The organism is Maridesulfovibrio pacificus (SeqCode) (assembly GCF_048612815.1).
Taxonomy (GTDB): Bacteria; Desulfobacterota; Desulfovibrionia; order Desulfovibrionales; family Desulfovibrionaceae; genus Maridesulfovibrio; species Maridesulfovibrio pacificus.
The window spans coordinates 20,107-31,899 of record NZ_JBLZNE010000002.1; the positions used below are offsets into that span (position 1 = coordinate 20,107).

Below are 11,793 nucleotides of genomic sequence, written 5' to 3' on the forward strand. Positions count from 1 at the left end.
ATTTTATGGTGTACCGTATAGTTGTTTCGTTGTTGGCTGTTGTGTCGATTTTGTCCTTTACGCCCTCTGTGGGGGTGGCAGATGATTGTGGGCTCAGAATTATTACTGAACTCAGTTATCCTTCAACTATTCAGGAGAACGGGCGGCTGTCCGGATTCGGAGTTGAAGTTGTTGAGGCTTTGAAAGAGGAAATTGGTTGCACTGCGACTATAGAAGTAATGCCTTGGGCGCGTGGCTACAGGCATCTTCTTAATCATTCGGACGTAATGCTTTTTTCCACAGCCAGGACTAAAGAGCGGGAAGATCAGTTCCATTGGATCGGACCTATTGCTTGTTATAAATGGGTTTTTTATGGTTTGAAAGGTGTCAGAGATAAGGTGAAGACATTTGAAGATGCGAAAAATGTTTCCGGCATCGGGGTCTATCGCAATGATGCCCGGGCTCAGTTTTTAAAAAGCAAAGGGTTTACTAATCTTGAGGTAATGGATTCTCAGGAGGCCAATTTTAAAAAACTTCTTCGTGGTAGGGTTGAGCTGGTGGCAACATCCAATATAGGCGTGTCGGGGTTCCTCAGTAATGATTTAGAACTTCGCAAAAGGGCCGTTCCTATTCTCACTTTCCATAATGTTAAGCTTTATCTTACCATTTCAAAGTCTACAGATCAGGAAAAGGTCCTTCGCTGGCAGAAGGCGTTTAATACTCTGGTGGACCGGGGCACTATCCGGAAGATTCAGGAAAAATGGATTGAAAAGTGCCCGGATTAGTTGCTTTTGATTACAGAAAATTAAGTTCATCGGTTAAGGAGTCATTTTTGCGGGCCTGTGTACTTGTGGTATGTATAACCGGTGTTGGATTACTTTTCAGCAGTGACTCCAGAGCTTTGTTATCATCAGCAGTTTTTTCAATGACCTGATCCAGAGTGCATTCTTCGATGAATCCTTTTCCTTTGAGAAAGTTTAGGAAGATGCAAGCCTCTTCAAGACTTTTGTTTAAACGCAAAGCCTTTCTGAGGTGTTCAAGGCATGACTTGAGGTCTCCCTGTTCAAAGTGGACCCGGGCAATATTCATATGAAGGTTTTCATCTTCTTCAACCAGCTTTTCTGCTCTCAGGTAGTATTCAAGAGCCTGCTTTAACATACCGTTTTTGCGCAAGGATATCCCGAACTCATTGAACAGGTGTTTGTGCTGCGGTTCATAGCAGCTCTCAAGCCCAATCAGCCTTTTGAAAATATCATCTGCCCGTTCCATTTCCCCACGATCAAGATAAGTCAGCCCCAGTCCGAAATTAACGCGCACATTTAATTCATCAAGACTCATGGCTTTGTTGAATTCATATTCGGCACTGTAGCTTTCGCCTTTTGCTCTGTGACTTTCGCCCAGCGAAATAGTTTTTTCCAGCTTATCAACATTAGGGATGACTTTTTTCAGATAAATTTCAGGCTCGGGATGGTAATCTTTCAAAAACATCTCCATTTCTACCGCAGCCTGCGGTCCGGTGGGGATGTAATTGGTATTCAGGGCCTGAACATTCAGGACTCCGTTCTCCTGCTCTTCTGCGTACCAGTATGTGGTTTGTTCAGTCCTTTTTTTTGTCGTACCTGTTCCGATTACAGATTTTTTTTTAGCTGAAAAAACACCTTGAATCTTTTCCCGTTTCCTCACGTTAAACTCCATTATTTAGTCAAGTGGGATTCATTTTACACAGGCTTTGCTCGTCTGGAAAGTACGTATTCTTATGATTAAGAAATAAAAAAAAGGCCGCCTCAAAAGAGACGGCCTTAAAAGCCCGAAAAGGCTTGAACTGTCAGGTTAACGCGTTCAGGAAAAGAGTAAAACTTTTCCTGTGCTGCGACTTAACCGCAGCTACCAGAGCAGGAACCGCATTCGCCGCCGCCGAGCTCAAGCTTGGAATCAATTACGAAACCAGTATAGCTGAGGTCAACGCGGAAGGGGCTGCCCTGTTCGTTAAGGTCTTTATCAAGCAGGAAGGTAAAACCTTCTACTTCAAAACTTTCATCGTTATCTTTTGACTCATCCAGAGCCAATGCCAGCCTGGGGCCAGCTCAGCCACCAGTGGCAAGGTAGATGCGGATGGGGGTCCTATCTTTATCTGCAAAATAGTTTTCAAGCTGTTTTTGCGCAGCTTCGGTAATTTCAACCATTGTTTCCTCCTCATAGGATTTATCTATACAAATTAAGTTCTCTATCAGTTTTTGTCAATCTACTCAGGTTGACCTTGCTTCTTGCATGGGGTAAATAATACAGTTCAGAAAGAGTGTTAGTAATCCGACATAATTCTAATTAAATATTTTTTAACTTGATCAAGGGCGTTCGGACGCTCAAGGGAGACCGTAGAATGAAAACCAAGGATATCATCCTCGCAACAGCCAAGGAAATGATTTCAGAGGTGGGTTTCCACAAAGCCACTACCGCCAATCTGGCAAAAATGGCCAATATTTCTGAAGGTACCATCTATAGACATTTTGAAAGCAAAGAAGACATCCTGCTTCATATTCTGGATGCTCTTGAGGAAAGTTTCTCTTATTATATCGAAGCCATCCGCCAGAAGTTAGACCGTGACGACTGCTCTATTGAAGAGATTATGAATGAGTATTTTTCTTTTGTAGAAGAGAATGAAATCGATATGAAAATTATGCTTTCCACTTACGGACTGCTTGATTCTTCTAAACGTCTGATGGCTGTTTTTCTGAAGAACCTTGAATTGATTCTTGAGGATTGCATCAAGCTCGGTATCAAAAAGGGCACTGTTCGTGATGTGGCTGTGGAAGAAAATGCAACTGTGGTTATGACCATTATCTTCGGTCTGACCCGAATGCAGCTTTACTGGCCTGATCGCAGGGATGTCCGCGCTGAGGCTGTTGAATTCTGTCGTCGCAGTATTCTGAATTAGATTTTGCTGAAATGATTACTTAAAGGCTGTCCTTAGCGGGGCAGCCTTTTTTTATTGCTCAGTGTCAGTGAATAAAAGAAATCCCCCGTCCGTATTCCGGGCGGGGGATTCTATGTGCATTTATCCGTAGCAGACTATTTGTTTTCAGTCTGTGTGGCTGCTTTTGTGTCCTGCTTGGCGAAGTAGGCCTTGGTTTCTTTTACAACAACCGGGGTCAGCATGATCAGACCGATGAGGTTGGGGATAGCCATAAGACCGTTAAATGTGTCGGAGAGGTTCCATACGAAGCTGAGCTTGGCGATGGCACCAACACCTACGAAGCAGATGAATACGAGGCGGAAGGGCAGTACTGCCTTTACACCGAACAGGTATTCCATGGATTTTTCACCATAGTAGCACCAGCCGAGGATGGTGGAGTAGGCGAAAAGAATCAGGCCGATGGTAACGATATGCGCACCGCCTGACATGCCCGCAGAAAAGGCTATTGTGGTCAGCTCTGCACCGGTGGTACCGTTGGACCATGCTCCGGTGAGGATGAGAACAAGACCTGTCATGGTACAAACGACAAGAGTATCGATGAAAGTCTGGGTCATGGAGACCAGGGCCTGGGTTACAGGCTCTTTGGTCTGCGCCGCAGCAGCTGCGATAGGAGCACTACCGAGACCGGATTCGTTGGAGAATACACCGCGGGCAACACCCATGCGGATAGCCAGCATTACGGTTGCGCCTGCAAAACCGCCAACTGCGGAAGTGGGGTTGAAAGCCTGCTCGAAAATAAGAGCAAAAGCGGCGGGAACACCGGAGAGGTTGGTAAGGATGATATATGATGCGCCTGCCATGTAGAACACGATCATAATAGGTACAAGCATTCCGGTAACTTTACCGATTTTCTTGATACCACCGAGGATAACGGCAGCAGTCAGGATCATCAGCAGGCCGCCGGTGATGTAGGGAGAAACACCGTAAGTTGCTTCAACCGCATCAGCAACGGAGTTAGACTGTACCATGTTACCGATACCAAAGGCAGCGATGGATGCGAAAATCGCGAAGAGTGTACCAAGCCAAGGCATGTTGAGACCCTTGGAAATATAGTACATCGGGCCACCGCTCATTTCACCGTTTTCATCAACTTCTCTGTATTTAACAGCCAGAACAGCTTCAGCGTATTTGGTGGCCATGCCTACGAGGCCGGTGATCCACATCCAGAAAAGAGCACCCGGTCCACCGACTGCAACCGCGGTAGCAACACCTGCAATGTTACCGGTACCTACTGTCGCGGAAAGAGCGGTCATCAAGGCCTGAAAGTGGGTGATGTCGCCGGGTTCATCTGTTTCTTCCTTGCGTTTGATAAGTGCAAGGTACAATGCGTAGAACAATTTGCTGAACTGAACGCCGCGCAGTGCGAGGGTCAGCCAGAAACCCGTACCAACCAGGAGAATCAGCATAGGTGGTCCCCATGCAAATGCGCCGATCTTACCTACAATAGCGTCCAGTGAAGTCATGAAATCCATAAATAATCCCTTGTTTTTTTTAGCACCAAAATCCTGCGAATTCATAGCACAGGTTCGCAGAATTGCCCCTTTGCAAAATAATATTCTGAACTACGTACATAAAGCAGAAGAAATGAGCAAGAAATTTATTGTGAATTTTTATTTGGCTCAAAATAGTAACTGTTTTTAATGCAAAACGTTAAAGTGTTTATCTTCTATTGCTTGTTGTTTTCGGTGTTTTGTATTTAGAAACTACATTTCTGTAGTTTGTTGTTTTAACTTTGTATAAGTTAAAAAACTTTCAAATAGATAAAATAAAAACTGCATATTTCGTTTTGCTAAAAATTAAGGTCGAATTTTGAGAAATATTTAAATTTATGAAATTTGATAATTTTTGAATATTCATTTTTGTCATAAAAGTGTTGCGAATCATTACGGGTGAAGACTGGTATGGCTATTGCTGATTAATGTAGGAAATAATGACTGGCGGTTGTTTTCAATGTGTTTTGTGCTTAAATGTACGCAATTTTGCACAAAGCGGTAATTTGTTGCACTTTGCATGTGCAATTTACATGAAAAGCACTTCGGAATTTGAGGCCGGAAGTGACAGGGAGAAAGGTTTGGGAAAGAAAAAAAAGGGGAGAAAATCCTCAACAAAAGGAAGACAGTCTTCGGGCAATAGCAAAAAAAATAGCAACATGATCATTATCGTGGTCGCAGCATTGGCTGTGGGGCTATTCTTTGGCGGGGTATTCATGCCTGCGTTGAAGGATTCGTCTACACCGCATGTAGCAGGTGGATCCGGGAACGCAGGTGGATTCGCGCAGCAGATTGAAGAGACAAAAAAACTTTTGGAATCCCAGCCGGATTCCGTAAACCTGTGGACGAAGCTCGGTAACCTGTATTTTGATACAGATCAGTATGACAAAGCTATAGATGCCTACAGTAAATCACTTGCGATAGAGCCTGATAATGCGCATGTACTTACCGATCTAGGAGTCATGTACCGCCGTAGCGGCAATCCGCAAAAGGCGGTCGAGAGTTTTGATAAGGCTATTCTTGCCTCTCCGAAACATGAAACTGCGCGCTTAAATAAAGGGATTGTTCTTTATTACGACCTTAAAGATAAAGCCGGTGCTATTCAGGCATGGAATGGGTTGGTGCAGATGAATCCGGGGGCACGAACTCCCAACGGGAAGCTGGTCAAGGATATGATTAGGGATTTGTCTTGATGTTTTGATATAATACTTCGTGTTTCCAATGTATAAAAGCCGTACTGCATTAATAGTTGCCGTACGGCTTTGTTCTTTTGATGATTTTACTTAGAGATAAATCCGTGAAGTGTCTTTTCAATCAATAAAGCAGCTTTTTCTATCCCTCTTTCATTTCCGGGGTGAAATTCTGTTATACCAATTCCGCATATGTCCAGCCTGCTGTTTACTTCTTCGATGATTCTAAGGACGTTTCCGAACTTGAGTCCTGCCGGCGGAGTCGGTTTACCATGCCCGAAACCGAGAGGGTCGACTGCGTCCACATCAAGATGGATGTAAACTTTGCTGAATCCTGCTTTTTTGATTTGTTTTCCCAACCATGCCGGGTCCCGTTCAAGTTCTCCGGGTCCGAAAAATGTTATCTTGTTGCGTACAATGAATTCCAGTTCCGGGGGATCAAAAGATCTGGTTCCGGCAAGGAACACCTGTCCGGAGTTAAGCGGATCGAACATTGCCGTATTGATTTCCGGTCCTGCGTTTCCAAGAATGGCAGAAAGAGCCATCCCTTGGAAACGGCCTGACTTAGAGGTTGTCGGGGTGTTCAGATCAGGGTGGGCGTCAAACCAGATCAGGGCCATTTTATCACCGTGTTTGCGTGACATCCATGAAACAGGAGCGAGTTCGGTTCCGCAGTCCCCGCCCAGCAGTAGGACGCGTTCCGGTTTAGCCTGTTCAATTATGGAAAGGGCATTCTTCAACTGCTGAACAATCTCGTCCTGTCCGGCAATGGAGCCCCCGGCTTTAAGTTTCCTGAAAGGTTCTATTTTCACAGTAGTGACAGCAGGAAGATTTCTTATACCTTCTGCCAGTGCATAAGCTCCCTTATGTAGAGCTTCGTTATCGATTGATCCCTGCCATTGCGGGAAAACAAGAGTGAGGTCTTTCAAGTTAATCTTCCGGTTTAAAGAATTTGAGCCTCAGGGCATTGCTGACCACCGTAACCGAGCTTAAGGACATGGCCGCTGCAGCAAACATGGGGGAAAGGGTCGGCCCCCCGAATATGTGGAGCAGTCCGGCTGCAACAGGAATACCAAGTATGTTGAAGGCAAAGGCCCAGAATAGGTTTTGCTTGATGTTGCGAACTGTTGCTCTGCTCAGTGAAAGAGCTGTGAGTACTCCGCTCAGATCGCCTTTCATCAGTACTACGTCACCTGATTCGATTGCAACATCAATCCCGGTGCCCATGGCGATGCCAAGGTCGGCGGACGCAAGGGCCGGAGCATCGTTGATGCCGTCCCCGATCATGGCCACTTTATGACCAGCTTCTTTTTCATTGTTGACCACTTCGGCTTTGCGGTCAGGCATGACCTGAGCGATGACTTTATCTATTCCAGCTTTGTCGGCAATGGCACGGGCTACTTTTTCATTATCCCCGGTAAGCATAACCGTCTGTACTCCCAGTGCGTGGAGTTTGCTTATGGTCTGGGGAGTTTCATCCTTGATGCGATCTGCAATAGCCAGAATCCCGGCAAGGTTACCGTTTTTAGCAATGTAAAGGGGGCTTTGACCGGAAGCAGCAAAGCGCAGAGCTGCTTCATTCGCAGCATTATTGTCCAGACCACCGACAAGGCTTTGTTCAAGGAATTTACGGTTGCCCAGCAGCATGGGATGTCCTGCGGTTTCGGTATTGATCCCAAGCCCTGATACAGCCTGAAAAGCGGTAGTTTCAGGAAGAGGGGGGCCGATTTCCTCTGCAGCGCGGACAACTGCTTTTGCAAGTGGGTGTTCGGATTGCTTTTCCGCAGATCCGGCAAGCAGGAGCAGTTCCTGCGGATCTTCCCCGTCCATTGTGAAAGCTTCAGCAACCTCGGGCTTACCGTAGGTCAGGGTTCCGGTCTTATCGAAGATCATAGTTTCGATCTTCCCGGCAGTTTCAAGTGCCGCACCTGATTTAACCAGTACTCCCAATTGCGCACCGCGACCGGTACCGACCATGATGGCGGTGGGCGTTGCAAGGCCCATGGCGCAGGGGCAGGCGATGACCATTACGCTGATAAAGATGCGCAAAGCAAAGGTGAATGGTTCATCGCTGAAGAAGAACCAGCCAAGAGCGGCGGCAATGCCGATAGCCATGACAGTGGGTACAAAATAAAAGCTGACCGTATCCGCAAGGCTGGAGATGGGAGCCTTGGACCCCTGCGCTTCCTGTACCAGACGGATTATGCGCGCAAGCACGGTGTTTTCGCCTACATTGGTGACCTGCACTTTCAGTGCTCCGCCTCCGGTGTTTACCGTTCCTCCGGCTACATCGTCACCTGCACTTTTGGGTACAGGCATGGATTCTCCGGTAAGCATTGATTCATCAACATCGGAATGTCCGTCAGCAACCTTGCCATCTGCAGCCACCCGGTCTCCGGGGCGGATGAGAATCAGGTCTCCGGGACCAATTTCTTCTACCGGAGTGGGAATCTGTTCACCGTTTTGCAGCAGGATAGCCTGCGCTGGGGTCAGGTCCATCAGTTTTTCAATCGCATCTGAAGTGCGCGAGCGGGCACGGGTTTCCTGAAATTTACCCAGCAGGATCAAGGTAATAATTGTTGCAGCTGATTCATAATAAAGGTCCATGGCGCGAGCGTGAGCATCAATGCCCATTGCTATCTCGATGGTATTCCACAGGGAATATATAACTGCCGCTGATGTTCCCACAGCAATCAGAGAGTCCATATTGGGAGCACGCCGAATCAGGTTAGGAAAGCCGTGCTGGTAAAAGTTGCGTCCGAACCAGAGTACCGGTGCGGTCAGAATCAGCTGGATCAGGGCGAAGCCCAGCGGTGAGCTGTGTGGTTCGATGAAAGAAGGTAAAGGCATGCCTACCATGTGTCCCATGGTGATAGTCAAAAGAGGGATGGTGAAGGCAAGGGCAGCGATGAGCCTGTTTTTCATCTCACCGAGTTTGGCCTCGTTTTCAGCCTTTCTCTTTTCAAAATTATCTTTTGCGTTGTGGGCGGACTGAATTTGTCCTGACTCAAATCCCGCATCGGCAATGAGTTGCCTGATCTGGCGCAGTGAAATTGCGGCGGGGTTAAAGTTTAAGGTTGCGCTTTCTGATGCAAGGCTTACCTGCGCGTTGATTACCCCGTCGTTCGCGTTGAGCACACGTTCCAATCTTGATGAGCAGGCGGAGCAGGTCATTCCAGAAATAGGCAGAGTCAGTTCGGTTCCTTCGATTTTTTCCGTTGCTTCGAATCCGGCCATTGTTACGGAAGCAATAATATCTGCTGCGGAAATCCGGTCCGGATCATAATCTACGGCCAATGACTCTGCTGCCAGATTAACTGTTGCACTATTAACACCGTCCAAATTGCCGATGACTCTTTTCAGCCGTGCAGAACAGGCGGAACAGGTCATTCCCTTGATTTCAAATGTGCTGTGCATAATTATATCCTTGTTAGCCGGAAAGCGGGGGATTGCATTGACTGCATACATTACTTATAGCTAGTTCCGGCAGGTTATTTTTAAAAGTGATCTGAACAGATTTGATATTAGGAATCAACCTCTTTTAAGATGGGATAACATGAAGGAACAGAAAATAATACTCTCGGAAAAGGACATGGCCCGCACTCTGGATCGTCTTGCTTCAGAAATTACTGAACGGCGTGGCGACAGTGATAATCTTGCTATTATCGGTATTCAACGCCGTGGTGCTGATCTTGCGGAGCGTTTGAAGCTTATTCTTGATGAAAAGCTGGGACGTAAGATTCCACTCGGAAAGCTGGATATCAACCTTTACCGCGATGACTGGACTAACTTGACCCGTCAGCCGAGTATCAACTGCACTGAGATTCCTTTTGCTATTGAATCCGCATCTATCATTCTGGTGGATGACGTGCTTTTTTCCGGGCGAACCGTCCGCGCCGCTCTTGAGGCCGTGCTTGATTTCGGACGTCCGCGTCGGGTGGAGCTGCTCGTACTCGTAGACCGTGGACACCGTGAACTTCCTATCCGGGCTGATTATGTCGGTAAGGAAGTAGTTACTTTTGAAGATCAGCACGTGAATGTACTGGTTAGGGAACGCGATGAAGAGGATAAGGTTGTCATCATTCGTTCCTAGTTTTATCTGTCTCAGCACGGAGCGTTTTGCGCCCGGAAGGTTTGATATTTTCTATGCAAGAATGGAGTAATGAATTTTCAGAGGATTGCTCTGTTATCCTGATCGGTATGGCCGGAGCGGGTAAATCCACGCTTTCACCGCTTCTGGCTGAAAAGCTCGGTTGGGAGCATATGGATACCGATGCTGTGATCGAGAGCTATTACGGCCGCCCGCTACAGGATATAGTGGATCATCTCGGCGTGCCTGAATTCCGCAAAACCGAGGAATACATTGTTTCCGGTCTCGGCGTGATTCGCACGGTTGTTTCCACCGGGGGGAGTGTTATTTACGGCCCCAAGGCAATGGAAAGGCTGAAAGATCTTGGTCCGGTCATTTATCTTCGTATTTCAAATGAAACTTGCCTTCAACGGGTGGGTTGCGGAACTAATCGCGGACTTGCCATTGTTCCGGGACAGTCTCTGGAGAATCTTTATGCGGAAAGAATTCCTCTTTACGAGGAATACGCCGATTTCGTAGTTGATACTGATCAGTGCTCTCCAGATGAGTGTGTCGAACAGATCTGTAAGTGGCTCAAGTCAAAAGAAGCAAATAAAGTTAAGGATATATAATGAAAAAAATGACCAGACAGGCCGTGTTCCGCAAACTGGATGCTCTTTATGAGCGTATGGCCTCTGTGTATGCTGATACTTCCGCAAAAATCGGACTTTCCTGCGAAGGGTGTGAAGAAAACTGCTGTACCAGTTATTTTCAGCACCACACCTACGTGGAATGGACCTACCTCTGGCAGGGACTGAACAAGCTTCCTGAAGACAAACGCAATGAGTACATTAGGCGCTCAGAAGATTACGTGCGCAATGCCAGTGCCATGCTGGAAAACGGCATGCGTCCCAAGATTATGTGTCCGCTCAATGATGACGGCCTCTGCGGTGTTTACAAGCACAGACTTATGATCTGTCGTATGCACGGTGTAGTGAATACCCTGCGTCAGCCCAATGGACGCCAGCTTTCATTTCCCGGATGTTTCAAGTGTCAGGATCTGACCAAGGATATGGAAAACGTCCCTGTTGTGGATCGTACCCCGCTCTATAAGGAACTCGTGGGACTTGAAATGGGGTTGCTCGGCAACAAGATCAGAACCATGCCTAAAGTGGACCTGACTCTCGCTGAAATGATCGTAATGGGACCGCCTAACCTGAATGGTTAATTCTTCTCCATCCTTGCGGCGGTCATGAGGAATCCTATGAAGTCGTCAATGTTGTTTTTGCGGCATTTGATGTAACGCATGGCGTATTCCTCAAAAGTCAGCTCCGCTCCGTAGACATGGTAGCGGTGCTGAGGTTCGCCGAATTCGAGGTTTAAGAATTCTACCACCTGTGGATGAATGGGCTGCTCAAAGTCTGCAAAGGGCGGCGGGAAATTCTGCAAAGCCTGCTCACTTAGCCGACCCATCCCCAACTCTTCCAGAATGGTATTTGCGATCATGCATAACAGTTCTGTCCGTGGATGGTTGATGGTATTGAAAAGGGGCCTGTGCCTGTAATTTTCAAGAATCCAGTCCACATATTTTACCGGGGTCCGGCTTTCCTTGATTCTTTCGGTACTTATTGATTTATCCATGATTTCTTTTAAATCATAGATGTTGGTCAGCCGGGTTTTCATGAAAAGGTGCAGAATCTGAGATTCACTGAGTTCTTTTTCAAGCAGGGAATCCAAGAAAGTGTCACGGTAATCAAAGCCTGGTGCGCTGGACCACAAGGGCCAGTAGTTCAGGAAAAGCATGCTTGGAAAAGCAATTGATCGGGCTTCTTTTTTGAGTTGGGAGATTATTTTTTCCGAAGCCAGATCCCCCCATGTTGTTCCAAGAAGAGGCTGGTAGAGGAGCAGGTCGCATTCGGCAATGAGTTTCGCTGGTATGGATTCTCGGGTATAGTTGGTAAAGCGGTGGATTTCGTACTCAGTGCTGAATTCTTCATTCAGCAATAGCAGCTCTTCCATTGGTTCGCCTTGGCAATTGGCATGTAAGATACAGATTTTCTTCATTTCGAAAGAACTTTAGCACACCCGTTTATG

12 protein-coding genes are annotated in these 11,793 nt (G+C 46.8%); 6 read left to right on the plus strand and 6 right to left on the minus strand.

Translation table 11 applies throughout. The annotated features are described in order from the left end of the window. The first annotated feature begins 5 nt into the window (after window positions 1-5). Window positions 6-764 (plus strand): substrate-binding periplasmic protein, encoded by a 759-nt coding sequence (locus ACNI23_RS17480; RefSeq protein ID WP_420250596.1) that lies wholly within the window; start codon window positions 6-8, stop codon window positions 762-764. 10 nt (window positions 765-774) lie between these two features. On the opposite strand, the gene ACNI23_RS17485 is transcribed toward ACNI23_RS17480, so the two are convergent. Both ACNI23_RS17485 and ACNI23_RS17490 read right to left on the minus strand, forming a co-directional pair. Further along, complete coding sequence (locus tag ACNI23_RS17485; protein ID WP_420250597.1) at window positions 775-1,662, minus strand: tetratricopeptide repeat protein; 888 nt, start codon at window positions 1,660-1,662, stop codon at window positions 775-777. 191 nt (window positions 1,663-1,853) lie between these two features. Beyond that, a complete protein-coding gene (locus tag ACNI23_RS17490) occupies window positions 1,854-2,162 on the minus strand; it encodes an IscA/HesB family protein (RefSeq protein ID WP_420250598.1) in 309 nt (102 codons plus the stop codon). Window positions 2,163-2,356: 194 nt separating this feature from the next. Here ACNI23_RS17490 and ACNI23_RS17495 point away from each other — a divergent pair, with 194 nt between their 5' ends. After that, window positions 2,357-2,911 carry a TetR/AcrR family transcriptional regulator gene (locus ACNI23_RS17495; protein WP_420250599.1) on the plus strand — a complete coding sequence of 185 codons (555 nt, stop codon included), beginning with the start codon at window positions 2,357-2,359 and terminating at the stop codon, window positions 2,909-2,911. 134 nt (window positions 2,912-3,045) lie between these two features. Here the strand turns inward: ACNI23_RS17495 and ACNI23_RS17500 are convergent, their stop codons facing one another. Then, complete coding sequence (locus tag ACNI23_RS17500; RefSeq protein ID WP_420250600.1) at window positions 3,046-4,422, minus strand: alanine/glycine:cation symporter family protein; 1,377 nt, start codon at window positions 4,420-4,422, stop codon at window positions 3,046-3,048. A 599-nt stretch (window positions 4,423-5,021) separates the two neighbouring features. Here ACNI23_RS17500 and ACNI23_RS17505 point away from each other — a divergent pair. After that, the gene (locus tag ACNI23_RS17505) at window positions 5,022-5,633 is read left to right on the plus strand and encodes a tetratricopeptide repeat protein (protein WP_420250601.1); all 612 of its coding nucleotides are present in this window, start codon (window positions 5,022-5,024) and stop codon (window positions 5,631-5,633) included. Window positions 5,634-5,719: 86 nt separating this feature from the next. Here the strand turns inward: ACNI23_RS17505 and ACNI23_RS17510 are convergent, their stop codons facing one another. Beyond that, window positions 5,720-6,559 (minus strand): arginase family protein, encoded by an 840-nt coding sequence (locus ACNI23_RS17510; protein WP_420250602.1) that lies wholly within the window; start codon window positions 6,557-6,559, stop codon window positions 5,720-5,722. A gap of 1 nt (window position 6,560) precedes the next feature. Continuing rightward, window positions 6,561-9,047, minus strand: coding sequence for a heavy metal translocating P-type ATPase (locus ACNI23_RS17515; RefSeq protein WP_420250603.1), 2,487 nt, complete (start codon window positions 9,045-9,047; stop codon window positions 6,561-6,563). A gap of 139 nt (window positions 9,048-9,186) precedes the next feature. On the opposite strand from ACNI23_RS17515, the gene pyrR reads away from it, so the two are divergent. Genes pyrR through ACNI23_RS17530 form a run of 3 tightly spaced genes read left to right on the plus strand, consistent with a single transcriptional unit; the run spans window position 9,187 to window position 10,927 of the window. Beyond that, window positions 9,187-9,723, plus strand: a complete 537-nt coding sequence (gene pyrR / locus ACNI23_RS17520; RefSeq protein ID WP_420250604.1) for a bifunctional pyr operon transcriptional regulator/uracil phosphoribosyltransferase PyrR — start codon at window positions 9,187-9,189, stop codon at window positions 9,721-9,723. Window positions 9,724-9,776: 53 nt separating this feature from the next. Next, the gene (thrB, locus tag ACNI23_RS17525; protein WP_420250605.1) at window positions 9,777-10,331 is read left to right on the plus strand and encodes a homoserine kinase; all 555 of its coding nucleotides are present in this window, start codon (window positions 9,777-9,779) and stop codon (window positions 10,329-10,331) included. Further along, window positions 10,331-10,927: a hypothetical protein gene (locus ACNI23_RS17530; protein WP_420250606.1), complete on the plus strand. Its 597-nt coding sequence runs from the start codon at window positions 10,331-10,333 to the stop codon at window positions 10,925-10,927. The genes thrB and ACNI23_RS17530 overlap by 1 nt, the downstream gene beginning before the upstream one ends. Here ACNI23_RS17530 and ACNI23_RS17535 read toward each other — a convergent pair. Beyond that, window positions 10,924-11,763, minus strand: a complete 840-nt coding sequence (locus ACNI23_RS17535) for a WcbI family polysaccharide biosynthesis putative acetyltransferase (protein WP_420250608.1) — start codon at window positions 11,761-11,763, stop codon at window positions 10,924-10,926. The two genes, ACNI23_RS17530 and ACNI23_RS17535, sit on opposite strands and share 4 nt — an antisense overlap. Window positions 11,764-11,793 lie beyond the last annotated feature (30 nt).